This is a genomic window from Bradyrhizobium sacchari, assembly GCF_002068095.1.
In the GTDB taxonomy this organism is placed as follows: domain Bacteria; phylum Pseudomonadota; class Alphaproteobacteria; order Rhizobiales; family Xanthobacteraceae; genus Bradyrhizobium; species Bradyrhizobium sacchari.
This window is the reverse complement of sequence record NZ_LWIG01000001.1, coordinates 367,809-391,749: the sequence shown is the minus strand read 5'-3', so window position 1 is coordinate 391,749 and position 23,941 is coordinate 367,809. Positions and strand designations below refer to the sequence as shown.

Sequence of the window (23,941 nt, the reverse complement as noted above, 5' to 3'; positions counted from 1 at the left end):
CAGGTGCAGCGTGTTGGGGGAGGCGATGACGAGGCCGTCGGGCTTGTCCTGCGCCAGCAGCGCGCGATGATCCGCATGCCATGGCACATTGTGTGTCTCCGCGAGATCCTTCGCGGCAGGCGAGGGGTCGGCGATGCCTGACAGCACGCAGTCCGGCGACGTCTCGATCAGCGCGACATGGCGACGGCCGATCAGGCCGGCGCCGGCGACCGCGATGCGCATTGGCGCGCTCATGCCGCACTCTCCTCCATGGCGCCGCCGAGGAAGAGTTGTCCGATGCGCGGATCGTTCAGGATGCGCTCCGCCTTGTCGACCATGCGGGTCTGGCCGAGCTCGAGCACGATGCCGATGTCGGAGATCTCCAGTGCCGAGCGCGCATTCTGCTCGATCATCAGGATGGTGACGCCGCGGTCGCGCAAGCTCTTCAGGATGTCGAAGGTCTGCTGCACCATCAGCGGCGACAGGCCGATCGAGGGCTCGTCGATCAGCACGAGCTTCGGATCGAGCAGCAGCGATCGGGCGATCTCGAGCTGCTTCTGCTCGCCGCCCGATAATGTCGAAGCCTGCTGTGCCGATTTGCGCCGCAGCGCGGGGAACAGGTCGAGCGCAGCCTCGATCCGATTCGGCAGGTCGATGCCTTTCCCGGCCGAAACACCGCCAAGCTCGATGTTGCTGCGGACTGAGAGCTCCGGAAAAATGTTGCGGCCCTGCGGCACGTAGCAGATGCCGGTGTTGAGCAGCGCGCGCTGGCTCAAATTCGTGACGTCGCGGCCGGCAAAATTGATCTTGCCGTCGCGCAGCTTGAGCAGGCCGAAGATCGCCTTGAACACGGTGGATTTGCCGGCACCGTTGGGGCCGATGATGGTGGTGATCGTGGCTGCCGGCACTGAAAAAGTCGTACCGTTCAAGATCGTCATCTTGCCGTAGCCGCCGACGAGGTTGTGAACCGAGAGAATCGGATCGCTCATGGTCGGCTCCTCAATGCCCTAGATAGGCTTCGATCACGGCGGGGTTCTTGCGGACCTCGTCGGGGCGTTCCATCGCCAGTACCTTGCCTTCCGCCATCACCATCACCCGTGAGCAAAGCGACATCACGAACTCCATGTTGTGTTCGATCACGACGAAGGTGGCGTTCTTCTCGCGGTTGATCGCGACCAGGCGCTCCTTCAAATCCGCCAGCATCGACGGGTTGACGCCGCCGGCGGGCTCGTCGAGCAGCACCAGGCGAGGGCCGCCCATGAAGGCCATGGCGGCATCGAGCAGCTTCTGCTGGCCGTAGGACAGGCCTCCGGCGGGCTCGTCGGCGAGATGGTCGAGCTTGAAGAAGCCGATCATCTGGTTGGCGGCTCCGGTCAGCCCCGCATCGGAGCGACCGACCAGGCGCGAGGCCATGTTGCCCTGGTGCTCCTGCCCCGCAAGGATCAAATTCTCGCGCACCGATAGTTTTGGGAATACCTGCAGCAGCTGGAAGGTGCGGCTGACGCCGAGCTTGTTGAGCTCGGAGGGGCGCAGGCCCGTGACGATCTGCCCGTCGAGCTTGACCTCGCCGCCCGATGGCGTGAGCTGGCCGAGGATGCAGTTGAACAGCGTGGACTTGCCGCAGCCGTTGGGGCCGATCAGGCCGAGGATCTCTCCTTCGCGCACGTCGAAGCTGACGCCGTTGACTGCGTGGATGCCGCCAAAGCTCTTCTTGATGTCAGTGACTTCGAGGACCGCGCTCATTGCACCGTCTCCAGGCGCGACTTGGCGACGGCGCGCAGCGCGGAGGCCGCCTTGGTCCGCCGCGCCGCCATGGTGCGATCGAGGATTCCCAGAATGCCGGTCGGCGACCAGATCAAGAGCAGCATCACCGCGACCGCATAAAGCATCAAATAGTAGCCTTCGGTGAAGCGCAGCCATTCCGGCAGCAGCACCGCGATCATCGCGCCCAGGAAGGGCCCGAAATAGAAGCCGGCGCCGCCGACGATCACCATCATCAACAGGTCGAGCGAGAGCGACAGGTTGAAGGGGACGGGATCGATATATTGCGTCAGCGGCGCATAGAGCGCGCCGGCCACGCCGCCGAGCGCCGAGCCGATCGCGAACGCCATCAGCGTGTAGCGCCGCGTGTCGATGCCGAGCGATTGGGCGCGCAGGGGATTCTCGCGCAGCGCCATGAAGGCGCGTCCCCAGGGCGAGCGGATCAGCCACCACACCGCCAGCGACACGATCGCCAGCAAGCCGAGGCAGACGTAGTAGAACGGCAGCGGCTTGTTGGTGGCGATGCCGAAGATATGCGGTCGAGGGATGTTGGAGATCCCGTAGATGCCGCCGGTGAGCCAGCTCTCGTTGCGGAACACCAGGAAGGCGAGGGTGGAGAAGGCGAGCGTGACGAAGGCGAGGTAGTGGTGCTGCACGCGCAGCGCGGGATAGCCGAGCACCCAGCCGACCGCGAAGCTCAAGGTAATCGCGACCAGGATCGCCGCCGGCAACGGCCAGCCATGGGTCGTCATGATCGCGGCGGCATAGGCGCCGATGCCGACGAAGGCCCCCTGCGCCAGCGAGACCTGGCCGGCATAGCCGAGCGTGAGGTTCAGCCCCATCGCGGCGATGCTCATCACCGCCCATTGGCTCAGGATGAACAGGCCGTAGCGGTTGAAGTTCATGGGGACCAAGATCAGGCCGGCGATCACGGCAAGGCCGAGCGCGATCTTCAACGGTTTGGCGAAGGCGCTCATACGGTGCGCTCCTCGGCGCGGCCGAGCAAGCCCTGCGGCCGGAACAGGATGACGGCGATCAGGAAGATCATCGGCACGGCGGCGCGGTACTGCGTCGAGACATAGGCGGCCGCGAGATTGTCGAGCACGCCGATCAGCAGGCCGCCGGCGATCGCGCCCCGCACCTGGTTGAAGCCGCCGACGATCGCCGCGATGAAGGCGGCCTGGCCGAGCACCTCGCCGGAGGAGAATTTCGCAAGGTAGATTGGCGTGATCAGCAGCGAGGCCAGCGCGACCAGGAAGGCGTTGATCAGGAAGGTCAAGAGAATCATGCGCTCGACGGGAACGCCGATGATGCGTGCCACCGTCGGGTTCTGCGCCGCGGCCTGCATCTGGTGGCCGAGCGAGGTGCGATTGAGCAGCGTGGTCAGGCCAAGAACGGCGAGAATGGCGACGACGAGGACGCCGATGCTCTGCAGCGAGACGGCATGGCCGAGGATGGAAATGTCGCCGGTCGGTACGATCGAGGGAAAGGGCGAAGCTTCCGCGCTGAAGAACTGTTTGACCGCTTCCTTGATGCCGATCGCGAGCGCCATGGTGGCGATCGCCAGCGGCAGCACGCCATGGCGCATCATCGGGTCGACCAGCAGCATCTTGAAGGCGAGGCCCAGCAGGATCATCGACAAGAGGATGCCGAGAATGATCGCGAGCCAGAACGGCGCGCCCGCATGCATCGCCGCCAGCATCAGGAACGCGGGCAGCATCACGAACTCGCCTTGCGCGAAATTGATGGTCTGAGAGGTCTGCCACAGCAGCGTGAAGCCGACCGCGACCAGCGCATAGATCGCGCCGGTGGCAAGTCCTGCGACCAGAAGATCGAACAGATTGGACATGTACCCCTCTCGTGTCCCTCGGCCCGCTCTCTCGTCTCCCTCTCCCCGCGAAGAGCGGGGCGAGGGAGAAGGGCGGCGCCTCACTTCACCTTGGGCAGCACCTGCTTCACGACCTGCTTGCCTTCGACCACCTCGACCAGAAAGCTTTGGCGGTCGATATCGCCGGTGTCGCTGAAGGTGACGTCCATCAGGATGCCCGGCTCGTCCGCGGCCTTGATGGTCAGGCCGTGCAGCGTGTCGGCGAAGGCCTTGGAATCGACCTTGCCCATCTTCTCGGTGGTGGCTTTCACCATGTAGACGGCGAGGTAGCCCTTCAGGCCGTTATGGTCAGGAACGTAATTGTACTTCTTCGAGAACTTCTCGCGGAATGCCTTGATCAGATCGACCGGCGCGTCCGTTGTGAGGCCGACATGGCCGCGCGCACCGTTGGCGGCGTCGCCGGCCAGCTCGATCACCTTCTGGCCGATCAGCGTGGTCTCGCCCATCAGCGGCGCGGTGACGCCCTGGCGCTTCAGCTCCTTCAGGATGCGCGCGCTCTCTTCCTCGTTGAGATAGACGAACACGGCGTCTGGATTGGCAGCCTTGATCTTGCCGACATCGGCGGCGAAGTCGGCTTGGCCGGCTTCGGTCGACAGATCGGCAATCACCTTGGAGCCGAGCCGGTCGAGCTCCTTGACCACGACGTCGCGCCCGCCGCGGCCAAAATCGTTGTTGACCCAGACCACCGCGACGGTCTTCGCCTTCATTTCGTCGTGGATGTACTTTGCGACCTTCGGCATCGAGGATTGCTGGCCGAACGAGGTGCGGAACAGGAACTTGTTGCCGGCTTGCGTCAGCTCGGCGGCTTCGCCGCCCATGATCTGCGCGATGCCGGCTTCGGCCGCGAGCGGCGCGGTCACCTTCACGGAGCCGGAATAGCCGGGCCCGAGCAGCACATAGGGCTCGGCGTCGAGCGCCTTCTGCACCTGGGCGCGGGCGACGCCGGGGTTGGACTGCGAATCGGCGTGGGTGACTTCGAGCTTGCGGCCGAGCACGCCGCCCTTGGCGTTGATCTCCTCGATCGCGAGGTCGATGCCGTTCTTCCAGTTGGTGCCGACGGTGGCGCCGCCGCCCGACAGCTCGGCGACGTCAGCGAGCTTGATCGCCTGGGCGTGGACGCCGGTTGCCGTCGCGAACGCAAGCAGGGCGCCCGCCAGAATGGTTGATTTCATGATCTCTCCTCCCATTTTCGTTGATGTTGTCCGCGGCCTTGTGTCCGGCCGCTTCCGTTACGCCGCGTGATAGGCCGAACTTCGTGCCGCCATCACCTCGTCGAATGCCTCTCCCATCACTTCGGTCGATGGGGCAAGGCCGGTGAACAGCTCGAACGCATCGGCCGCCTGATAGATCGCGAGCTCCCGTCCGGTCATGATCTTCGCGCCCTTGGCCCGCGCCGCGGCCAGCAGCGGCGTGATCAGCGGCGAATAGACGGCGTCTGCGACCCACAGGTTTTCGCGCAGCAGCGACGCCGGGACCGGCGTGTCCCGGTTCGGCAGCATGCCGACCGGCGTGCCGTTGACGAGGCCGGTTGCACCGTCAAGCGCGTCTTCCACGCTCGGGGCTACCCGTGCGCCGCCATGCCCGGTCAGCAGCGTGGCGAGCCTTTCGGCGCGCGCCGGCTCGCTGTCGAATATTCGTAGATCGGCCACCTTCAGGCTTGCCAGCGCAAAGGCGATCGCCTTGCCGACGCCGCCGGTGCCGATCACGGCCACTGCATTTCCGGAAGCGGCCAGCAGCGGCGCGACCGCGCGCGCAAAGCCCGTCGTGTCGGTGTTGTGGCCGATCAACCGGCTGTTCCTGACGACGACGGTGTTGACCGCCGCCATGGCCGCCGCCGCCGGTGCCAGCTCGTCGAGCAGCGGGACCACCGCCTCCTTGTAGGGGAAGGTGACGTTGACGCCGGCAAAGCCGAGCCGCCGAACGCCTTCCAGCATCATGGCGAGGCCGGCGGCACCGGCGCCGGCCACCTCGATGAGCTGGTAGTGGCCGCGCAGGCCGAGCGCCTCGGCGGCGCGCTCATGCATCGCGGGCGACGCGGAATGCGCGATCGGCGCGCCGATCAGGCCGGTGAGGAGCTTTTTGCTGGCGGGATATCCGCGCTTTGACATGGTTTGCCATCGTCTCGTTGAGAGCGTTCGGTCCCGGCCATTAGCGGGGAAATCCGCGCAATTCCAAGGGGCTTCCGCGGGGACGATAATCTTTCCCCCGCCTAACACAATTACCCTTTTGTCCTGCAAACCTAACATCGTGTTATTTCTTGCGTCCGCGTGCCGGAGCGGCCTTGCCGTTGTCGCGCGACGGCTCGACCGCGCGCATCTCGGCACGCAGGGCTTCGATGAAATGTTCGACGTGAAGCGACAGCGGCGCGCCGCGCTTCACGGCGACATAGGTGTCGAACCGCGTCGGCTCGGTGATCTTCAACAGCTCTATGCCGGGATAGCCGCCATGGGCGACCGTGAACTGGTCGATGATGGCGATGCCGAGCCCCGCCTTCACCAGCGCGCAGACCGTGGTGCCGAAGCGGGCGCGGATGGTGATGTTGTAGTCGAGCCGGTGGCGCGCGAACATCTCGGCCATGATGCGGCCATAGGGGTCGTTCGGGTCGATGCCGATCAGCGGATAGCGCGTGATCTCGGCGGCCGAAACCTGCTTGCGGCGGGCGAGCTCGTGGCCCGTCGGCACGATGCAATAGAGCTCGCCCGAGGCGAGCGGCATGAAGTCGAGCCCGGAATGCTCCAATCTGTAGCTCATCGCGACGCACTCGCCGCGGCCGAGCAGGAGATAGTCGATGGCCTCCTCGAGCTTGAGGATGTTGATGTCGATGCCGAGATCGGGATAGCGGCGGCGGACGCGCTCGATCGCGCGCGGCACCATGACCTGCGAGATGCTCGGCACCGAGCCGATGCGCAATTCCGAGAGGCCGCCGCGCCCGATCTTGGAGATGATCTCGGAGAGATCGTCGACCTTCTTATAGACGCCGTTGATCTGCTCGAAGATGTTCTCGGCTTCCGGCGTCGGGAAGTAGCGGCCGTTCTGGCGCTGGAAGAAGCGGATGCCGAGCGAGCGCTCGGTGTATTTGACCAGCCGGCTGATTCCCGGCGCAGAGACGTTCAGCAGCTTCGCCGCGCCGCCGATGGTGCCCGTCACCATCACGGCACGGATCACTTCAACCTGGCGCAGCGTCATCATGGTCCTGAAATATCCCTGGCATCCGGAAGACGATCGTGGCGACGATCATCTCACGAGAGGCGTTATGTCATCCAGCGGCAAGTGCGTCGATGTGGTGGGATGGTGCAGCCGCTCGCGTGCTGGGTTCATCCACTCCCACAAGGGGAGAAGGAAAGTTGAACTTCGCGGTCAGAGTGTTTCGACTAAAATCTGCGCGTTCAAATGGAAGGACGACGGCGTCGCGCGATCTGTTGTATCGGCGTCGTTTGCTGCGACGACGTGCTAGCTCGCCGGACCCTCGGGCAAAATACTGTCCACCAACTCCGCGCGCTCGCTTTGCAGCACCTCGCGCGCGAACTCGATGATCTTCTGCTTGTTTGCCGTCTCGCGCACGGCGAAAAACACGCGGTTCAATTCCAGGCCGAGCACGCTGTTGAGGGCGATGTTCTCGTCGTCCATCGTGGTTTTCCCGCTTTCTACGCCTTGAGGTGTAACTTGAGGTCACTTCTTCCACAAGTAGATTACGGCTTCGGAGCAGGTCGTCACCGGTAAACTACGGGACCAGCGAATTGAGGCAGCCCTCGAATACGTGTTATACGGGACGGTGCAAGTCAGGAAAGGCACCGATGTCCGCCGTAGACTATGGCCGGGAGGCGCTCGACTTCATTGAAGGTCTGGGGACCTATCGCAAGGTTCCGGATGCGATGAGCGCGCTTGAATCGGCCTTTGGTCGCTTTGGCTTCGAAACCATCATCGTGACAGGCCTGCCGAATCCCGATCAGCGCTTTGCGCAGATGGTGCTCGCGAAGCGTTGGCCCGCGGGCTGGTTCAGCCTGTATACCCAGAACAACTATGACCGCTTCGATCCTGTGGTGCGGCTGTGCCGGCAATCGGTCAACCCGTTCGAGTGGTCGGAAGCCCCTTATGATGCCGAGCTCGAGCCCAATGCGGCCGAGGTGATGAACCGCGCCACCGATTTTCGCATGTCGCGTGGCTTCATCGTGCCGATCCACGGGCTCACCGGCTATGAAGCCGCGGTGTCGCTCGGCGGCGTCCATCTCGATCTCAATCCCCGCAGCAAGCCGGCATTGCACCTGATGGCGATGTACGGCTTTGATCACATCCGCCGTCTGCTCCAGCCGGCACCGTATCCAACGACGCGTCTCACCCCGCGCGAACGCGAGGTGATCTCATGGGCCTCGCAGGGCAAGTCGGCTTGGGAGATCGGCGAGATCCTGCACATCACGCAGCGCACGGCCGAAGAGCATCTTGCAACCGCCGCGCGCAAGCTCGGTGCGGTCAACCGCACGCATGCGGTGGCCCTGGCGATTCGCGGCAAGATCATCAATCCCTAAGCGACGTACTGGGAAATTTCCCAATATCGAACCTGCGTCTTTTCGCAGATTCTGCCCCCATTGAGGCTGAATGGGGGTTTTCATGATTCACGCAATTTCCTCGATAAATCGCCACCTTTACGAAGACGTTCTCGAACAGCATTTCCGGTTGCGCCACGACATCTTCGTCGATGAGCGGCGTTGGGAGACGCTGCGACGGCCCGATGGCCGCGAGATCGATTCCTATGACGACGAGGATACCGTCTACCTGCTTGCGCTGGAGGGCCGGCGTGTCGTCGGCGGTCATCGGCTCTATCCGACGACCAAGCCTTCAATGATGAGCGACGTCTTCCCGCATTTGGCTGCGATCCGCGGCTGCCCCGTGGATCCGTTGATCTGGGAATGGTCACGCTACTTCGTCGTCCGCGATCGCCGCGACGGCGCTCTCAACCTGCAACTGATGGCGGCGGTGCAGGAGTTCTGCCTCAATCAGGGAATTGCGCAGGTCAGCGCGATCATGGAAACTTGGTGGTTGCCGCGCTTCCACGAGGCCGGCTTCGTCGTGAAGCCGCTCGGCCTGCCGGCGCTGGTGGAGAATGCGTGGACCATGGCGGCCACCATCGATATTCGCCGGGAGACGCTCGATGCCCTGCATGATCGCATCGGCATGACTTCGATCGTGCGCCAGCACGGCTCCCGTCTGGACGCCGTCGCCCGTGCCAACCTCTGCGGTCTCGCCACCGCGCAACGAAAGAGCGCCTGAGATGTCGAACATGATGCGGGACAGCCAGATCATGGCCTTAACGAAGGACGAGAACCTCGGATACATGTCCGACATGGCGCTCGAATTGGCGCAGATGGCGGACGACTCCGGCCTAACGACGCTCGCCTATCTGTTCCGGATGGCGGCGCTGGAGGCCTCGACGGTCAACAGCGTGCTCGCCGGGCCGGACGATTTTCCCCAGCAGCTGACGTCGCACTAGACGCATCCTTCCTTCATTCAACGACGTTCGCACCCTCTCCCCGCAACCGGGGGGAGGGTAATGTCATTTGGGTGCGGCAGGTTGCCCCATCCTGCGCGGCAGCCTTTTTGCATTGCGAGGCGCATCCCGGCCGCATGTGCCCGGATGCAACAAAGTGCATGTTAGATGTGGAATCGCTCTTGCCTCGGAACGATACTGCCATTACCCATTTTTCGGCCTTGAATAGGCAGGGGGAGCTCTTTCACTGATGGCGACTGTGTTCGAACATCGGCGCGACGCTGCATGCGCCTGAAAGAGTTTTGATGCTGCTCGTCGTCGAACAGTTCTTGAACGGATTGCAGTTCGGCCTGCTGCTGTTTCTGCTCGCCGCCGGCCTGACGCTGGTGTTCGGCATCATGGATCTCGTCAACCTCGCGCACGGCTCGCTCTACATGATGGGGGCCTATTTCGCCGCGACCTTTGCGGCCTGGACCGGCAGCTTCCTGCTCGGCGCGCTGATGGCGCTTGGCGCCACGCTCGTGCTCGGCATCGTGCTCGAAGTGACCGCGCTGCGGCATCTCTACGGCCGCGACCATCTCGACCACGTGCTTGCGACCTTCGGGCTGATCCTGTTCTTCAATGAAGCCGTGCGGCTGATCTGGGGCCCGGCCGGCCTTGCGCTGCCGCTGCCGGCCTGGCTCACCGTGCCGGTGCCGATCCTGCCCGGCATTCACTATCCCGCCTATCGACTTGCCATCATCGCGGTGGCGCTATTGGTCGCGCTGATGCTCTATCTCGGCGTGATGCGCACCCGCATCGGCATGCTGATCCGCGCCGGCGCCTCCAACCGCGAGATGATCGGCGCGCTCGGCATCAACATCAAGTTGCTCTACACGCTGGTGTTCGGCCTGGGGGCCGCGCTCGCCGGCCTTGCCGGCCTGATGCAGGCGCCGATCCTCACCGTGCAGATCGGCATGGGCGAGAACATCCTGATCCTCGCCTTCGTCATCATCGTGATCGGTGGCATCGGCTCGATCCGCGGCGCGTTCCTGGCCGCGATCTTCGTCGGCATGATCGACACGCTCGGCCGCGCCTTTCTGCCCAATCTGCTGCNGGCAGGTGCTGAGCGGCGCCGCTGCCTCCACCGCCGCGCCCGCGCTGTCGTCCATGCTGATCTATCTCCTGATGGCGATCGTGCTGGTGGTGCGGCCGGAGGGGCTGTTTCCGGCCAACCGTCGATGAAGAGTTTGACTGTGAGCAAGGCCGTCACGGCCCTGATGCTGGCGGGCCTCGTGCTGCTGCCGCTCTATTCGCAGCTTAGCGGGAACGTCTTCATCCTGACGCTGTTCACCCGCATCGTCATCCTGGCGCTGGCGGCGGCGAGCCTCAATCTGATCATGGGCTTTGGCGGCATGATGAGCTTTGGCCACGCCGCCTATCTCGGCATCGGCGGCTACGCCGTGGGCATGCTCGCCCAGGAGGGAGTCGGAAGCGGCTTCATCCAGTTCCCGGTCGCGCTCGCGGCCTCCGCGATCTATGCGCTCGTGATTGGCGCGCTCTCCTTGCGCACCCGCGGCGTCTATTTCATCATGATCACGCTCGCCTTCGCGCAGATGGCCTATTATGTCGCCTCGGGCCTCGCGCGCTACGGCGGTGACGACGGACTCACCGTCTACAAGCGCAGCGACTTCTCCGGGCTGATCAACCTGTCGAACCGCACGCAGTTCTACTATCTCTGCCTGGCCTGTCTCTTTGGCGTGATCTTCCTGATCTGGCGCATCGTCAATTCGCGCTTCGGCCTCGTCGTGCAGGGCCTGCGCTCCAACGAGCAGCGCATGCAGGCGATCGGTTTTCCGGCAAAACGCTACCAGCTGGTCTGCTTCGTCATATCGGGGACGATGTGCGGCCTTGCCGGCGCGCTGCTCGCCAACAATACCGATTTCGTCAGCCCGGCCGTGATGTACTGGACGCGTTCCGGCGACCTCATGGTGATGGTGATCCTGGGCGGCATGGGCACGCTGTTCGGCCCGGTCATGGGCGCGGTGGTGTTCCTGCTGCTGGAAGAGTTCCTGTCGCAGATCACCGAATATTGGGCGCTGATCATGGGGCCGCTGCTGCTGCTGATCGTGCTGTTCGGCCGCGGCGGCATCATGGGCATGCTCGGGAGGGCTGGCCGTGGCTGAACCTCTGCTCCGCGTCGAAAAGCTGGTGCGCCGCTTCGGCGGCATCGTCGCGACCGACAACGTCTCGCTCGACGTCGCCAGCGGTGAGCTGCACGCCATCATCGGCCCGAACGGCGCCGGCAAGACCACGCTGATCAGCCAGCTCACCGGGCATCTCGAGCCGCATTCCGGCAGCGTCTCGCTGGCGGGACGCGACATCACCTATCTGCCGGCCTACCGCCGCTGCGCGCTGGGCCTCGCCCGCTCGTTCCAGATCACCTCGCTGCTGCTCGACTTCACCGCCGCCGATAATGTCGCGCTGGCGGCGCAGGCGCATGCCGGCACCTCGTTCCGCTTCTTCGCCGACGCACGCAAGGAGAAGGGCCTGCGCGATGCCGCCCACGCCGCGCTCGATCGCGTTGGTCTTTCCCACCGCGCCGATGTCGTGGTGAACAGGCTCAGCCATGGCGAGCGGCGCGAGCTCGAGCTTGCGGTTGCGCTCGCGAGCAAGCCGAAGCTCTTGTTGCTCGACGAGCCCATGGCGGGCCTTGGCGTGACTGAATCGCAGCGCATGGTGAAACTGCTCCAGGAGCTGCGCAAGGAGGTTTCGATTGTCCTGGTCGAGCACGACATGCCCGCGGTGTTCGCGCTGGCCGACCGCATCTCAGTGCTCGTCTATGGCCGCGTCATCGCCTCCGGCGATCCCGCCGCGATTCGCCAGAACGAGGATGTCAAACGCGCCTATCTCGGCGACCAGCATGTGGTGACGCACCATGGCTGACACGCTGCTCGAGGTTGACGGCATCGAGACCTGCTACGGCCTGTCCCAGGTGCTGTTCGGCCTGTCGCTGTCGATCAGCTCGGGCGAGATGGTCTCGCTGATGGGCCGCAACGGCATGGGCAAGACCACGACCATCCGCTCCATCATGGGGCTCACGCCTGCACGCTCCGGTGCGATCCGCTTTGCCGGCGCCGAAGTGCGGCAGTTGCCGTCCTACAGAATCGCAAAACTCGGCGTCGGCCTCGTGCCTGAGGGGCGGCAGATCTTCCCGAATCTCACCGTGCGCGAGAACCTGGTTGCAGCCGCCGCCGACCGCTTCGGCAGCCCGAATCCGTGGACGCTGGCTGCGATCTACTCGCTGTTCCCGCGGCTGGCGGAGCGCGCCGCCAATATGGGCAACCAGCTCTCCGGCGGCGAGCAGCAGATGCTCGCGATCGGCCGCGCGCTGATGACGAATCCAAAACTCCTGATCCTGGATGAGGCGACCGAAGGCCTCGCGCCGCTGATCCGCGAAGAAATCTGGCACTGCCTGTCGCTGCTCAAGAGCCGGGGCCAGTCAATCCTTGTTGTCGACAAGAACGTCGACCACCTCGCCCGCATCTGCGACCGCCATTACATCATCGAGCGCGGCAAGACGGTGTGGAGCGGCACATCCAACGAACTGATGGCGGAGCCGGATCTGCAGCATAAGTATCTGGGGATTTGAGCACCGCTCCAGCAGCGCTCGCAATGACTGAAGAGACAGACCTGATCTCTCACCAATAGATGCCGTGCCGATGCAGCTCGCGGATCACGCGCGCCTCGGTGGAAGGCTGCCGGCGCTTCGGCTTGGCGGTTTCTGTCGTAGTCGCCGCCGGCCTTGCAGCGGGCTGGGCGGGCGTTGTGGCGGCCGGCGCTGTCGCTGGCGCCGTCGTCGGCGTTGACGTTGGTCCAGTCGTTGCCGTCCGCACATTGGTTGGGAGCTGTGCCGACGGGGCTTGATTGGTCTGTGGCGCCGCCGCTGCGGTAGCCGGCTGCTCCATTACCTGCTGGCTGGCATTGCTTGCCGCCAGGCTCAGGCTGCGCGGGCCGCCGGCATACGCTTCCGTTGCGAGCAGCGAGATCGCTGCGATCAGGATCAGCTTGCGCATGGCAACCCCGTCATCTGGTCAGTCCGTCTTACCTAATACGCAGGTCCCCGCCGCTAGCGCGCGAGGCGGTGCGTACCGATCTCGATCAGGGTGGTCCGGCAGGACAGGTGATAGATCAGGCTGAACAATTGACCCCACATGACCGAACTCCGTTGTTGATCATCGGACGAAAGTCTAGACCCGTCGTCTTTCCGGCGGTTTTCGCCGGATAACGAAAATGGCTTCGTGGAGCTTGCCGGTATTTCGTCGAGGCGGGCCGCGACGAAATCGTCTCACGCATGCGTGAGGCCGGCGGCTGCGGCGTCCTGCGCCGATCGCGCGAACCAGACGATGTCCGTTGCGATCAGCCCATATCAGAGGTAGTAAAGGCTGGGGGTCTTCGCGGAAGATCATTTGGGAAAATGTCACCGCGCCAGCATGACATCGCAACCTGACGGGAATTCTCATCGTCTCCGCTGGAGAGCGGGCTTGTTGCTGCTCGTCGTCTTCCCCTTCGTTCCGGAACTGGTGATATTGCTCACCTCTCTCTTCGCCGGACTGTCGGGATGCCGTCCCGGCAGCGATACCGGCTGTCCCGTCGGCTCTTCTGCCGCAGAGATCATCCGTCATGCGCTGGAGGCGGGCTTCCTGGTGGGCTCTCGCTTTGGAGACGGGCTTGCCGCGCTATGGCTGGCGGCCTGCTGCTGGCTGATCACGTTGGGCTGGCTCCGGCTATGGACCCGATTACTGCTGGCGTTCGCGGTCAGCCTGATCTGTGCATTCGTCCCCTATTTCGGCCCAATGCTGTCGATCAGCCATCTCGTCAATCCCAAATGCTCACCCAATGAGGGAGGCGTGGGCGATTGCTTCGTCTATGGCAACGACGTCGGCGGTGCAGCCCACAAGGTGGTCAGCCTGGGCTGGAGGATCATCGAAGGGGCTCCGATCGCGATCGGAATATTCGCTGTCTATGCGATTGTTGCGGTGATCATCGAGCTGCGCGCGAGGAGACAGGCTCCCCGTCCCATGGGCTGACTGTCGCGGCCGGCGCCCGTCGTCGGCTCTCTCTCGATATTGTCAAGAAAGCGCGGCTATGGTCTCATGCAGCCATAGATTGTCGTTGATATTTGGAGATGTTGCCATGCGATTTCGTTTCGCAGCATTCCCGCTCATTCTTGCCAGCGCGGCGGCCGCTATCTGGTGTTCGGCCGTCCAGACGGCCTGGGCCCAGTCCAATAGTGATCCCGATATCCTGGCGGCCTATGTTTACAGATATGCCGACTATTATTTGCCTTATGCCATCCAGTCGTCCGCCGCCTACAAGCCTGTCGGCACGCTGAACACGATGCGCGATGCCGGCCTCGGCGAGGAAGTCGATTACGCGGTGCAGAATGCGATCCCTGCATCGCAGGAGGACCTGAGGGAGCACGCGCGAAAAATCTTCAAGCCCTGGCGCTATCAGTTTGGCAGCGACTCCTATCTCGATTGCATCGATTGGGCGGATGAAGCGTGCAAGGCAGCTTATGCGAGGCGCGGCTGGAATTTCGGCAGCGGCCCGACATACCAGGTATGGGCGCGCACGCGCGCGGCTGCCGGCCGTTCCTGCAGCGAGGTGAGCATTGCGTTCCGCGGTACCGTGGGGCTGTCCGGAGGCGACTGGTTCTCGAATTTCAGCCGGTTCGGCTCGCCCTATGACGATTATTATCAACAACTGCAGCGCAACGTCGACACGATCATGAAGCAGATCCAGAACCTGGATTGCTACAAGCGCGCGGCGAGGAAACCGCAGATCGTTTCGACAGGGCATTCTCTCGGCGCCGGACTTGCCCAATTCGTCGCACTGGCCACCAAGTCGGGCGGCCCGCGGATCGCAAAGGTGCTTGCGTTCGATCCGTCCCCGGTGACCGGCGCGCACCTCGTCAACAAGGCTCTTCTGGCCGAAAACGTCCAGCGCCTCGTCATCGACCGTGTCTATGAGACTGGCGAAGTGCTGTCGTATGCTCGCGCGGCCGTTCAGGAATATCCCCAGGCGAGATCGCGCTGCAATCCGCAGGTGCGAACGGTCGAGGTCAAGGCTGCGCGCGGTTCGGCAATTGGCCTGCACGGAATTGAGTTGCTTGCAACCAACCTTGCAGATCTCACCTACAATGAGGGCAATCCATTGGGTTACCGCGCTCCGGCCACGCTGGTCGGCGGTTGCGATGTCATCTATCGGCCGGACTCCGACGAGCAGCTGATTGCACGGAATGGAAACCAGCGGTTTGCCGCGCTTCGTCGCATCTACGCGCGGAGTGCCGGGCGTCTCGTCGCGTCGAACCCCGCCAATTCGGCGCTGCGCGCGGGAGTGACACGGTCCGGCCTGCGTCAGCCGGACTCCCGCAGGGCGACCGGTCCGGCGTCAAACGCCTTTGCGCTTGCGGCCGGAGGCGCATTAGGCTTCACGCCGCTACCTCGCGCGGAATGATCGAGGTCGATTGCCGTGCTCAGAACATCTCGAAATATTCGCGGTGTTCCCAGTCGGTGACTTCGGCCAGGAAGCGGTCGATCTCGGCGTTCTTGATGTGGGTGTAGTAGTCGACGAACTCTGCTCCGAACTTTTCGCGGAAGAACGGGTCGTCCTTCAGAGCGGCGACCGCATCGCGCAGGCTCTTCGGCAGCAACGGTGCCTTGGTCTCGTAGGGCGTGTCGGCCGATGGGCCGGGATCGAGCTTGCGGTCGACGCCGTCGAGGCCTGAGAGGATCTGCGAGGCCATGTAGAGGTAGGGATTGGCGGCGGGCTCGCCGATGCGGTTCTCCAGGCGCGTGGCGGCATCGCCGGCGCCGCCGAGCACGCGGATCATCACGCCGCGATTGTCGCGGCCCCAGATCGCGCGGTCGGGCGCCAGCGAATAGGAGCGGTAGCGCTTGTAGCCGTTGATGGTCGGCGTGGTGAACACGGTGGAGGCGCGGGCGTGGTCGAGCAGGCCCGCGAGGTAGGACTTGCCGAACGCGCTGAGCGGCTCCGCACCGTCCTTCGCCATGAATTGGTTCTCGCCGTTCGTGCGCGAGACGATCGACTGGTGCAGATGCCAGCCGCTCGCGAACACGTTCGGCAGTTTCGGCCGGCACATGAAGGTGGCGTGATAGCCGTGGCGGCGGGCAATCTGCTTCACGGCGCTGCGGAACAGCACCATGTTGTCGGCAGGCTCCAGGCCCCTTCTCGGCGCGAAGGTGAATTCGCACTGGCTCGGTCCGAACTCCACCTCGACCGAGCGCAAGGGCAGTCCCAGCGCGACGATGTCGCGCCGCAGGATCTCCAGCACCGGCTCCATCTGATCGAAGCGCTGCTCGGTGAGATATTGATAGCCGTGGCTGAGCAGGCTGACCGATGGCGGCGTGCCGGGCTGGCCCGCGTCTTCCGGGCGCATATGCGGGTCATCGAGCCTGAAGATGTGGAATTCGACCTCGAGCCCCGCGACGAAATCGCAGCCGCGGCTGCCGAGCTCGTCGAGCACGCGCTTGTAGAGCCCGCGAGTCGCGAACGGCACCGGACGGCCGTCATTGAAATAGAGGTCGCACAGCACCCAGCCCGTGGTCGGCGCCCAGGGCAGCACGCGAAAGGTGGTGGGATCGGCGACCATGAGAACGTCGGCCGCGCCCTCCATCTCCTTCATGCCGAAGCCGCCGCCCGACGTGAACACCGGAAACACCGTGCGGTGCGAGGTGTCCTTGGCGAGCATGGTGGTGGTGATGGAGCAGCCGCTCTCCAGCGACGCGATCGCTTCAGTGGCGATGATGGTCTTGCCGCGCAAAACGCCGTGCTGGTCGGGAAAGGCGAGGCGGATGACCTCCAGATTCCTGTCCTCGACGATGCGGCGCATGCGCAGTGCTGCGTCCCTCTGCTCATCCGACCACAGCGCATGGCGCGCGACGAAAGTCACTTTGCTGCTCCTCCAGTCGTGAGGCGCGAAGCATGCGCCACATTCTCCGTCATTGCGAGGAGCTCTTGCGACGAAGCAATCCAGAAATGCATCCGCGGTGACAGATTGGATTGCTTCGCTTCGCTCGCAAGGACGAGGATAGACGTCACTCCGCCGCCGTCAGCCGATGCACGTTGTCCGCGATCTCCTTCGGCACCGGTGCGGTCCACGGGGCGCCGCGGCGGCGCTTGACGTCGACCTCCATCCAGTAGGTCTCCCAGCCTCGCGTCGGCCCGATGCCGTCCATGGTCGCCGGCCCCTGAATGCTGCGTGCGTTGGTCTCGTCCAGGAACAGCATCGGCTTCTCGCCGCCCTGAACCTTCTCGATCTCCTGCCGCAGCAGGCGGCGATATTGCACGATGGCCTTATCGCTTTGGCCGAGATGCTCCTTGGTGCGGTCCTGGATCGCCCCCATCGATTCCACCGCCCACTGGTCGTGGACGTTGATGTCGCTGCCCATGCCGGTATAGGTCGCGGTCTGCTGCTCGTGCGGATCGAAGCCGTAGTCGTTGCTGCGGTTCTTGCGCGAGACGTAGTCGGGCAGCTCGTAGAGCTCGAGCCGCTGGTCGCGCATCTTCTGCTTGTCGACCGGGTTCGTGTAGCTGGTGAAGATCGCGTACCAGTAGCAGTTCTCGTCGTCGACCGGCACGTGCCACTGCGTGATCGTCATCTCCGTGCTCATGGGGATGACGAAGCCGTGCGGGAAGAGCTGGTTGGTGACGCGCACATGGGTCCGCTCCTCGTCGATCTCGCGCAGCGCAATCAGCCGCAGGCCGTATTCGGTGTGCTCGACGTTGATGATCGGCCGGTCGTATTCGCGCAGGATCTTCGTCATCGGCAGGTCGGAGCCGGCGGAGGCGCCGCGGAACTGCTTGCCGTAGGCGGTCGAGGTGTCTTCGTCCTCGAAGAAGCGGTGCAGATAGGAGGCGTGGGCGGGATCGATGCCGACCTCCAGCGCCTGCAGCCAGTTGCAGGCCATGTGCCCCTTGAACGCAAACGTATGAGTGCCGGGCGCGACGAAGCAGTCGAGCTCCGGGAACGCGGGCGGGGCGCCTTCGCCGAGATAGGCCCAGAGGATGCCGCTCTTCTCCACCACGGGATAGGAGCGCTGGCGGATGTTCTGGCAGAGCTTTGAATCCTTCGGCTCGGCCGGCGTCTCGATGCACTGGCCGGTGGCGTCGAACAGCCAGCCATGGAAGGCACAGCGCAATCCGCCATGCTCGAGCCGTCCGAAGGCGAGGTCGGCGCCGCGATGGGCGCAGTGGCGGTCGATCAGGCCGTAGCGTCCGTTCTCGTCGCGAAACAGCACCAGGTTCTCGCCGAGCAGTCTGACGGGACGGATCGGCCGCGCGCCCTCCAGCTCATCGACCAGCGCCGCCGGCTGCCAGTAGCTCCGCATCAGTCGGCCGCAGGGGGCCTTCGGCCCGGTGCGGGTGATCAGGTCGTTCTGCTCCTGGCTCATCATGGCGATTGCATCCTTTGTGGAGTGGCGTTTGTTCGCCTGTTGAACGAATGGGCGAATTATGACATGCCTTGGATCGGCAGCAAGCACTATTTTGCAGGATTGTCCCGGCACCATGCCCAAGCTGAAGCGGAGTGAGACTGACGAGCGCGCGACGGACTTCGTCGAAGCGCTCGATCGCGGCCTGCGCCTGCTCCACTGCTTCGGCACGACCGCGGGGCCGATGACGCTGAGCGATCTCGCCCGCGCTGCCGATCTCCCGCGCGCGACCGCGCGGCGCATGCTGTTCACGCTCCAGCGCGGTGGCTACGTCTCTGGCGATGGCAAGCTGTTCTCGCTGACGCCGCACGTGCTGACGCTGGCGGCGTCCTATCTGCGCTCCAACCAGGTCGTCACGGTGCTGCAACCGGTGCTCGATCGCGTTGCGACCGCGGCCAACGAAATCTCCTCACTCGCAGTGCTCGACGGCGACGACGTCGTGTTCATCGCGCGCAGCAGCCCGGCACGCATGTTCTCGGGTGGGCTGGAAATCGGCTACCGCCTGCCGGCCTTCTGCACCTCGGTCGGCCGGGTCATGCTCGGCCGGCTCGACGAGGCCGATCTCGCCGCGCGCCTCAAGACGATGAGGCGGCAGGCGCTGACGCCGCAGACGGTGACCGACCCGAAGGCGCTGCTCGCGCGCATTGCCGCCGATCGCGCGCAGGGCTATGCGCTGGTCGACCGCGAGGCCGAACCACATTTCCGCTCGATCTCGGTCCCCGTCCGCCGCTACGACGGCGTCATCGTCGCCGCCATCAACATGGGCGCCCATGTCGATCGCGTGCCGGCGCAGGAATTGATCGACCGCTTCCTGCCGCTGTTGCGGGAAGGGGCGGAGTCGGTGCGGTCGCAGCTTCTGTAGCTGCATTCCCCCCGCCTCGAAACCGGTGCTATAATGTCGCAAGCACAAGAGACGAGGGAGGACAACCATGAACCACACCATGGTTCCCAGTGATCGTGTGCAGCACGTCGCCGTCTATGGTTGTGACGGCACGAAGCTCGGCACGATCGAGCGGTTGATGCTCGACAAGGTGAGCGGAACGGTCGCCTACGCAGTGGTCAGGACCGGCGGCCTGCTCGGCACTCATCACCATTATCCGGTGCAGTGGAGTGCGCTGAAATATGATCAGAACCGTCAGGCCTTTCAGGTCGATCTGACGCCGGAGCAATTGAGCAGCGGTCCATGCGAGTTCGATGGCGAGGCCTTCGATTGGGGCGACCGCTCGCGGCCCTACCAGCATCCGAATTACTGGTCGGTCTAGCGGCGTCGGAAGTACGGGCTATGTCCGGTTGCGCATCCAGTCGGCGAGGCCAGATATCGCCTTGTTGAGGTCCTGCCGCGCAGCACCATCTGTCACGGTCTCCTCCATAGCGCCACGCATGCAGAGCAGCCACGCGTCGCGCTCGGCGTCGCCGATGGCGAAGCCGAAATGGCGCTGGCGCAGTCGCGGATGTCCCTTCTCGGGCGTATAGAGCCGCGGCCCGCCGGTCCATTCGGTGAGATAGCGCTTCAGCACGTCCCTGATCAGGCCGAGATCATCCGCATGCATGGCGCGGATCATTTTCGCTTCCGGCAACGTGTCCATGCGGTCGTAGAAGCGATCGACGAGACGATCGATCGTGGCGCTGCCGCCGATCCGCTCGAACATGGAGATGGTGACGTCGCTATCGGTCATCATGGGTCCCAGGGCTTGGTGCTTGCGTTGATATAGTGTTGCTGAAGGCCGCGCAAAACCCTCGCCGTCCCGGATCTGCGCTTACGCTTGTCCGGGACGACAGCGGAGAGCTACAGCGCCACACTGCGCAGCCCGAAGCTGCGCGCCTCGTTCTGCAGCACCGGCCGCACCGCGTCGATCAGCCGTGCCGCCGCGGCATCGACCGACAGCCCTGCGGTATCCACCACCGCGGTCGCGCGCGAATACAGCGGCTCGCGGCTGAGCAGGATGTTGCGCAACTCTGTCATCGCGGAGCGATCGTCGGCCATCGGGCGCAGGTCGCCCTGGCGGCGCACGCGGGCCATGTGCTCTTCCGGCTCGGCCTTCAGCCAGATCGTGTAGAACGAGGTCAGGATCTGGTCGAAGGTCAGGGGCTCGGAGACGATGCCGCCGCCGGTCGCCAGCACCATCAGCTCGTTGCGCGCGAGCAGCTGCTGCAGCGCCGCCTGCTCCATGCGGCGAAAGCCTTCCTGGCCGTAGAGCGCGATGATCTCGGCGACCGAGAGCCCGTTCTGCTGCTCGACCTCCTTGTTGAGCTCGACAAAGCTCCAGCCGATCTTCTTTGCGAGCATCCGCCCGAGCGTGGACTTGCCGGCGCCACGCAGGCCGATCAGCGCAATGCCGCAGAACGGCGCGCGCCGCTGCGCGGATGCGTTACCTCCCGTGAGCAGATCTTTTGCTTGCGCGATCTGCGCCGGCGTCGCCTTGCGCAAGAGGTCGCGAAACATCTGCCAGTCCGGCGTCGGGTCGGCCGAGGGAAGCAGGTCTTCGAGATGCGCGCCCATCGCATCGGAGACGCGGCGCAGCAGCACGATGGAGACGTTGCCCTTGCCGCTCTCGAGCTGCGCGATGTAGCGCTCGGAAATCCCTGATACTTTGGCGAGCACTTTTCGTGACATGCCCCGCAGCGCGCGCATGGTGCGCACGCGCTGGCCGAGCTGTTCGAGGAAGCGGGATTCGGCGTCGGGACTGTCGGTCATGAGCCTTCTTTACGGATGCCTTCTTTAAAGAAGGTCTTGCGGCGCGTTTTAATGAAACATAATGCCTGCTGGCATTGACAGCAAGCCGCCGGAGTGTCTTTCTATGAATTATAATTCTAAATTCGGGAGAGATGTCCGTGAGCGAGGGATCCTATAACGCGGTGACCTGGCTGCTCGACCGTAACGTCGAGGAGGGGCGTGGCAACAAGCTCGCCTTCGACGACACCGTCTCGCGGCTCACCTATGGCGAGCTCCAGCAACAGACCCGGCGCGCCGCCAACATGCTGCGCCGGCTCGGCGTCCGCCGCGAGGAGCGCGTGGCGATGATCATGCTTGATACGGTCGACTTTCCGATCGTGTTCCTGGGCGCGATCCGCGCCGGCATCGTGCCGGTGCCGCTCAACACCCTGCTGACTGCGGACCAGTACGCCTACATCCTCGCCGACTGCCGCGCGCGCGTGCTGTTCGTGTCGGAGGCGCTCTATCCCGTCATCAAGGACGTGGTCGGCCGCATGCCCGATCTCGAGCATGTCGTAGTCTCCGGCGCCAAGCAGAACGGCCACAAGCAACTCGCTGAAGAGATCGCCGGCGAGAGCGACCAGTTCACCACGGCCGTGACGCATCCCGATGAGCCAGCATTCTGGCTCTACTCGTCGGGCTCGACCGGCATGCCCAAGGGCGTGCGTCATCTGCATTCGAATCTGCAGGCGACCGCGGACACCTACGCCAAACAGGTGCTCGGCATCCGCGAGAGTGACGTGTGCCTGTCCGCCGCAAAGCTGTTCTTCGCCTATGGCCTCGGCAACGCGCTGACCTTCCCGATGTCGGTCGGCGCCACCGTGATCCTGAACAGCGAGCGGCCGACGCCGGCGCGCATGTTCGACCTGATGAACCGCTACAACCCGTCGATCTTCTACGGCGTGCCGACGCTGTTCGCGGCCATGCTCAACGACGAGACCATGAAGGCCGCGCGCGGCGGAAAGGCCTTGCGCATCTGCACCTCCGCCGGTGAGGCGCTGCCGGAATCGGTCGGCAACAGCTGGAAGGCGCGTTTCGGCGTCGACATTCTCGACGGCGTCGGCTCCACCGAGCTGCTGCACATTTTTCTCTCGAACGCGCCCGGCGACATCAAGTACGGCTCTTCAGGCAAGCCGGTGCCCGGCTATGCGGTGCGGCTTGTCAACGAAGCCGGTCAGGATGTTGCCGACGGCGAAGTCGGCGAGCTCCTGGTCGATGCACCCTCGGCCGGTGAGGGCTACTGGAACCAGCGCCACAAGAGCCGCCGTACCTTCGAGGGGCCGTGGACCCGCACCGGTGACAAATACATCCGCAACGCGGACGGCCGCTACACCTTCTGCGGCCGCGCCGACGATATGTTCAAGGTCTCCGGCATCTGGGTCTCGCCCTTCGAAGTCGAGAGCGCGCTGATCACGCACCCCGCGGTGCTGGAAGCCGCTGTCGTGCCCGAAGCCGATCCGGAAGGGCTCCTGAAGCCGAAAGCTTTCGTCGTTCTTCGTCCCGGTGCAAAGACGACGGAGCTGCAGGAGATGCTGAAGGAGCACGTCAAGCAGAAGATCGGCCCGTGGAAATATCCGCGCTGGATCGATGTCGTGGAGTCCTTGCCGAAGACGGCGACAGGCAAGATCCAGCGCTTCAAGCTGCGGGAAGGGGCGAATTAACCGCTCGTCATTCCGGGGCGATGCGAAGCATCCAACCCGGAATCTCGAGTCTCCAAACGATCTCGAGATTCCGGATCACCTCGCGCGGCGAGCTGTCCGGAATGACGGAATGAACGGGAACGACAGCATGACCAACCTCACCCCCACCGGCTTCCTCAGCGTCGATGGCGCCAGCCTCGAATACAAATGGCTCGCACCCGCATCTGCCGATGCCCCTACCATCGTGATGCTGCACGAAGGCCTCGGCTCGGTCGGCCTCTGGGGCGATTTTCCGGAGAAGCTGCAGCAGGCGACCGGGGCCGGCATCTTCGTCTATTCGCGCGCCGGCTATGGCCAGTCGAGCCCGGTCATGCTGCCGCGGCCGCTCGATTACATGCAGCGCGAGGCGCTGGACGTGCTGCCGAAAATCCTCGATGCGATCGGCTTCGAGCGTGGCCTTTTGCTCGGCCATTCCGACGGCGCCTCGATCGCGACGATCTATGCCGGGGCGCATCAGGATCACCGCCTGAACGGTCTCGTGCTGATCGCGCCGCATTTCATCGTCGAGGATATCTCGATCGAATCGATCGCGGCGATCAAGGCCGCCTTCGAGACCACCGACCTGAAGTCAAAGCTCGCACGCTGGCACAAGGACGTCGACAACGCCTTCCACGGCTGGAATGGCGCCTGGCTCGATCCGAAATTCCGCGACTGGGACATCTCGGAATATCTCGCCTACATCCGCGTTCCCGTCATGGTCCTGCAAGGTACGGGCGACCAATATGGGACGCTGCGCCAGGTCGAAATCGCGCAGGAAGAGTGTTATTGTCCGGTAGATTTGAAAATTATTCCAGACGCGGGCCATTCCCCGCATCGTGAAGCGCCGGGGGCGACGCTTGACGCGATTGAGCAATTTGCAAAAGCGGCCCTGCGCGACGATCAGGGACTTCAGGGACGCGCCGCATGATTCTGCGGAGGCGCGGC

Annotated in this window: 26 protein-coding genes and 2 pseudogenes; 14 read left to right on the top strand and 14 right to left on the bottom strand. The window is 64.1% G+C overall.

Annotated elements, in window-relative coordinates; translation table 11 throughout:
* The 9 genes from A5906_RS43655 to A5906_RS40920 form a co-directional block, all read right to left on the bottom strand.
* On the bottom strand, positions 1-234 hold a 234-nt coding region (locus A5906_RS43655), incomplete at its 3' end, for a Gfo/Idh/MocA family protein (protein ID WP_245326555.1).
* Complete coding sequence (locus tag A5906_RS01865; protein WP_080133571.1) at positions 231-968, bottom strand: ABC transporter ATP-binding protein; 738 nt, start codon at positions 966-968, stop codon at positions 231-233. The genes A5906_RS43655 and A5906_RS01865, both read right to left, overlap by 4 nt.
* 10 nt (positions 969-978) lie before the next feature.
* Positions 979-1,722, bottom strand: coding sequence for an ABC transporter ATP-binding protein (locus A5906_RS01860; RefSeq protein ID WP_080133570.1), 744 nt, complete (start codon positions 1,720-1,722; stop codon positions 979-981).
* Positions 1,719-2,717 carry a branched-chain amino acid ABC transporter permease gene (locus A5906_RS01855; protein ID WP_080133569.1) on the bottom strand — a complete coding sequence of 333 codons (999 nt, stop codon included), beginning with the start codon at positions 2,715-2,717 and terminating at the stop codon, positions 1,719-1,721. The genes A5906_RS01860 and A5906_RS01855 overlap by 4 nt, the downstream gene beginning before the upstream one ends.
* Positions 2,714-3,589: a branched-chain amino acid ABC transporter permease gene (locus tag A5906_RS01850; RefSeq protein WP_080133568.1), complete on the bottom strand. Its 876-nt coding sequence runs from the start codon at positions 3,587-3,589 to the stop codon at positions 2,714-2,716. Before A5906_RS01850 ends, A5906_RS01855 begins: the two co-directional genes overlap by 4 nt.
* Positions 3,590-3,669: 80 nt before the next feature.
* Complete coding sequence (locus tag A5906_RS01845; protein ID WP_080133567.1) at positions 3,670-4,800, bottom strand: ABC transporter substrate-binding protein; 1,131 nt, start codon at positions 4,798-4,800, stop codon at positions 3,670-3,672.
* 57 nt (positions 4,801-4,857) lie between these two features.
* Positions 4,858-5,736, bottom strand: coding sequence for a shikimate dehydrogenase (locus A5906_RS01840; RefSeq protein WP_080133566.1), 879 nt, complete (start codon positions 5,734-5,736; stop codon positions 4,858-4,860).
* A gap of 142 nt (positions 5,737-5,878) precedes the next feature.
* On the bottom strand, positions 5,879-6,817 hold the full coding sequence (locus A5906_RS01835; RefSeq protein WP_080133565.1) for a LysR family transcriptional regulator: 939 nt from the start codon (positions 6,815-6,817) through the stop codon (positions 5,879-5,881).
* 261 nt (positions 6,818-7,078) lie between these two features.
* Complete coding sequence (locus A5906_RS40920; protein WP_136614880.1) at positions 7,079-7,255, bottom strand: hypothetical protein; 177 nt, start codon at positions 7,253-7,255, stop codon at positions 7,079-7,081.
* Positions 7,256-7,422: 167 nt separating this feature from the next.
* Here A5906_RS40920 and A5906_RS01830 point away from each other — a divergent pair, with 167 nt between their 5' ends.
* The 8 genes and pseudogenes from A5906_RS01830 to A5906_RS01800 all read left to right on the top strand — a co-directional run bounded on the left by A5906_RS01830 (position 7,423) and on the right by A5906_RS01800 (position 12,741).
* A complete protein-coding gene (locus tag A5906_RS01830) occupies positions 7,423-8,151 on the top strand; it encodes a LuxR family transcriptional regulator (protein WP_080133564.1) in 729 nt (242 codons plus the stop codon).
* 82 nt (positions 8,152-8,233) lie between these two features.
* Complete coding sequence (locus A5906_RS01825; protein ID WP_167523463.1) at positions 8,234-8,893, top strand: acyl-homoserine-lactone synthase; 660 nt, start codon at positions 8,234-8,236, stop codon at positions 8,891-8,893.
* A gap of 1 nt (position 8,894) precedes the next feature.
* Complete coding sequence (locus A5906_RS01820) at positions 8,895-9,113, top strand: hypothetical protein (RefSeq protein ID WP_080133562.1); 219 nt, start codon at positions 8,895-8,897, stop codon at positions 9,111-9,113.
* Between the two features lie 302 nt (positions 9,114-9,415).
* Positions 9,416-10,205, top strand: a pseudogene (locus tag A5906_RS01815) (branched-chain amino acid ABC transporter permease); the annotation flags it as partial.
* A gap of 1 nt (position 10,206) precedes the next feature.
* A pseudogene (locus tag A5906_RS43650) lies at positions 10,207-10,334 on the top strand (branched-chain amino acid ABC transporter permease); the annotation flags it as partial.
* Positions 10,331-11,275, top strand: coding sequence for a branched-chain amino acid ABC transporter permease (locus A5906_RS01810; protein ID WP_080133561.1), 945 nt, complete (start codon positions 10,331-10,333; stop codon positions 11,273-11,275). The pseudogene A5906_RS43650 and the gene A5906_RS01810, both read left to right, overlap by 4 nt.
* On the top strand, positions 11,268-12,035 hold the full coding sequence (locus A5906_RS01805) for an ABC transporter ATP-binding protein (protein WP_080133560.1): 768 nt from the start codon (positions 11,268-11,270) through the stop codon (positions 12,033-12,035). The genes A5906_RS01810 and A5906_RS01805 overlap by 8 nt, the downstream gene beginning before the upstream one ends.
* Entirely contained in the window at positions 12,028-12,741 is a 714-nt protein-coding gene (locus tag A5906_RS01800; protein WP_080133559.1) for an ABC transporter ATP-binding protein, read from the top strand. The genes A5906_RS01805 and A5906_RS01800 overlap by 8 nt, the downstream gene beginning before the upstream one ends.
* Before the next feature lie 49 nt (positions 12,742-12,790).
* Here A5906_RS01800 and A5906_RS01795 read toward each other — a convergent pair whose 3' ends face one another.
* The gene (locus tag A5906_RS01795; RefSeq protein WP_080133558.1) at positions 12,791-13,165 is read right to left on the bottom strand and encodes a hypothetical protein; all 375 of its coding nucleotides are present in this window, start codon (positions 13,163-13,165) and stop codon (positions 12,791-12,793) included.
* A gap of 468 nt (positions 13,166-13,633) precedes the next feature.
* On the opposite strand from A5906_RS01795, the gene A5906_RS01790 reads away from it, so the two are divergent.
* Together A5906_RS01790 and A5906_RS01785 are read left to right on the top strand one after the other, a co-directional pair.
* Positions 13,634-14,179: a hypothetical protein gene (locus A5906_RS01790; RefSeq protein ID WP_080133557.1), complete on the top strand. Its 546-nt coding sequence runs from the start codon at positions 13,634-13,636 to the stop codon at positions 14,177-14,179.
* Positions 14,180-14,489: 310 nt separating this feature from the next.
* On the top strand, positions 14,490-15,608 hold the full coding sequence (locus A5906_RS01785) for a lipase family protein (RefSeq protein ID WP_161495354.1): 1,119 nt from the start codon (positions 14,490-14,492) through the stop codon (positions 15,606-15,608).
* Between the two features lie 19 nt (positions 15,609-15,627).
* On the opposite strand, the gene A5906_RS01780 is transcribed toward A5906_RS01785, so the two are convergent.
* Entirely contained in the window at positions 15,628-17,064 is a 1,437-nt protein-coding gene (locus tag A5906_RS01780) for a glutamine synthetase family protein (protein WP_080133555.1), read from the bottom strand.
* 145 nt (positions 17,065-17,209) lie between these two features.
* Positions 17,210-18,568 (bottom strand): aromatic ring-hydroxylating dioxygenase subunit alpha, encoded by a 1,359-nt coding sequence (locus A5906_RS01775; RefSeq protein ID WP_080133554.1) that lies wholly within the window; start codon positions 18,566-18,568, stop codon positions 17,210-17,212.
* A gap of 112 nt (positions 18,569-18,680) precedes the next feature.
* Here A5906_RS01775 and A5906_RS01770 point away from each other — a divergent pair, with 112 nt between their 5' ends.
* Both A5906_RS01770 and A5906_RS01765 read left to right on the top strand, forming a co-directional pair.
* A complete protein-coding gene (locus A5906_RS01770) occupies positions 18,681-19,466 on the top strand; it encodes an IclR family transcriptional regulator domain-containing protein (protein WP_080133553.1) in 786 nt (261 codons plus the stop codon).
* Between the two features lie 67 nt (positions 19,467-19,533).
* A complete protein-coding gene (locus tag A5906_RS01765; protein WP_080133552.1) occupies positions 19,534-19,866 on the top strand; it encodes a PRC-barrel domain-containing protein in 333 nt (110 codons plus the stop codon).
* An 18-nt stretch (positions 19,867-19,884) separates the two neighbouring features.
* Here the strand turns inward: A5906_RS01765 and A5906_RS01760 are convergent, their stop codons facing one another.
* Positions 19,885-20,280: a group II truncated hemoglobin gene (locus A5906_RS01760; RefSeq protein ID WP_080134014.1), complete on the bottom strand. Its 396-nt coding sequence runs from the start codon at positions 20,278-20,280 to the stop codon at positions 19,885-19,887.
* A gap of 110 nt (positions 20,281-20,390) precedes the next feature.
* Positions 20,391-21,299, bottom strand: a complete 909-nt coding sequence (locus A5906_RS01755) for a helix-turn-helix transcriptional regulator (protein WP_080133551.1) — start codon at positions 21,297-21,299, stop codon at positions 20,391-20,393.
* Positions 21,300-21,436: 137 nt separating this feature from the next.
* Between A5906_RS01755 and A5906_RS01750 the strand changes: the two genes are divergently transcribed.
* Together A5906_RS01750 and A5906_RS01745 are read left to right on the top strand one after the other, a co-directional pair.
* Entirely contained in the window at positions 21,437-22,978 is a 1,542-nt protein-coding gene (locus tag A5906_RS01750) for a benzoate-CoA ligase family protein (protein ID WP_080134013.1), read from the top strand.
* Positions 22,979-23,105: 127 nt separating this feature from the next.
* A complete protein-coding gene (locus A5906_RS01745) occupies positions 23,106-23,924 on the top strand; it encodes an alpha/beta fold hydrolase (protein ID WP_186465140.1) in 819 nt (272 codons plus the stop codon).
* The last annotated feature ends 17 nt before the right edge of the window (positions 23,925-23,941 follow it).

Excerpts from the sequence above, each read along its gene's own strand:
- A5906_RS01770 (WP_080133553.1), top strand. The coding sequence starts at position 18,681 with ATGCCCAAGCTGAAGCGGAGTGAGACTGACGAGCGCGCGACGGACTTC.
- A5906_RS01810 (WP_080133561.1), top strand. The coding sequence starts at position 10,331 with ATGAAGAGTTTGACTGTGAGCAAGGCCGTCACGGCCCTGATGCTGGCG.
- A5906_RS01840 (WP_080133566.1), bottom strand. The coding sequence starts at position 5,736 with ATGTCAAAGCGCGGATATCCCGCCAGCAAAAAGCTCCTCACCGGCCTG.
- A5906_RS01835 (WP_080133565.1), bottom strand. The coding sequence starts at position 6,817 with ATGATGACGCTGCGCCAGGTTGAAGTGATCCGTGCCGTGATGGTGACG.
- A5906_RS01760 (WP_080134014.1), bottom strand. The coding sequence starts at position 20,280 with ATGACCGATAGCGACGTCACCATCTCCATGTTCGAGCGGATCGGCGGC.
- A5906_RS01850 (WP_080133568.1), bottom strand. The coding sequence starts at position 3,589 with ATGTCCAATCTGTTCGATCTTCTGGTCGCAGGACTTGCCACCGGCGCG.
- A5906_RS01775 (WP_080133554.1), bottom strand. The coding sequence starts at position 18,568 with ATGATGAGCCAGGAGCAGAACGACCTGATCACCCGCACCGGGCCGAAG.
- A5906_RS40920 (WP_136614880.1), bottom strand. The coding sequence starts at position 7,255 with ATGGACGACGAGAACATCGCCCTCAACAGCGTGCTCGGCCTGGAATTG.
- A5906_RS01785 (WP_161495354.1), top strand. The coding sequence starts at position 14,490 with ATGCGCGATGCCGGCCTCGGCGAGGAAGTCGATTACGCGGTGCAGAAT.
- A5906_RS01830 (WP_080133564.1), top strand. The coding sequence starts at position 7,423 with ATGTCCGCCGTAGACTATGGCCGGGAGGCGCTCGACTTCATTGAAGGT.
- A5906_RS01845 (WP_080133567.1), bottom strand. The coding sequence starts at position 4,800 with ATGAAATCAACCATTCTGGCGGGCGCCCTGCTTGCGTTCGCGACGGCA.
- A5906_RS01765 (WP_080133552.1), top strand. The coding sequence starts at position 19,534 with ATGAACCACACCATGGTTCCCAGTGATCGTGTGCAGCACGTCGCCGTC.
- A5906_RS01800 (WP_080133559.1), top strand. The coding sequence starts at position 12,028 with ATGGCTGACACGCTGCTCGAGGTTGACGGCATCGAGACCTGCTACGGC.
- A5906_RS01755 (WP_080133551.1), bottom strand. The coding sequence starts at position 21,299 with ATGACCGACAGTCCCGACGCCGAATCCCGCTTCCTCGAACAGCTCGGC.
- A5906_RS01795 (WP_080133558.1), bottom strand. The coding sequence starts at position 13,165 with ATGCGCAAGCTGATCCTGATCGCAGCGATCTCGCTGCTCGCAACGGAA.
- A5906_RS01860 (WP_080133570.1), bottom strand. The coding sequence starts at position 1,722 with ATGAGCGCGGTCCTCGAAGTCACTGACATCAAGAAGAGCTTTGGCGGC.
- A5906_RS01745 (WP_186465140.1), top strand. The coding sequence starts at position 23,106 with ATGACCAACCTCACCCCCACCGGCTTCCTCAGCGTCGATGGCGCCAGC.
- A5906_RS01825 (WP_167523463.1), top strand. The coding sequence starts at position 8,234 with ATGATTCACGCAATTTCCTCGATAAATCGCCACCTTTACGAAGACGTT.
- A5906_RS01820 (WP_080133562.1), top strand. The coding sequence starts at position 8,895 with ATGTCGAACATGATGCGGGACAGCCAGATCATGGCCTTAACGAAGGAC.
- A5906_RS01865 (WP_080133571.1), bottom strand. The coding sequence starts at position 968 with ATGAGCGATCCGATTCTCTCGGTTCACAACCTCGTCGGCGGCTACGGC.
- A5906_RS01855 (WP_080133569.1), bottom strand. The coding sequence starts at position 2,717 with ATGAGCGCCTTCGCCAAACCGTTGAAGATCGCGCTCGGCCTTGCCGTG.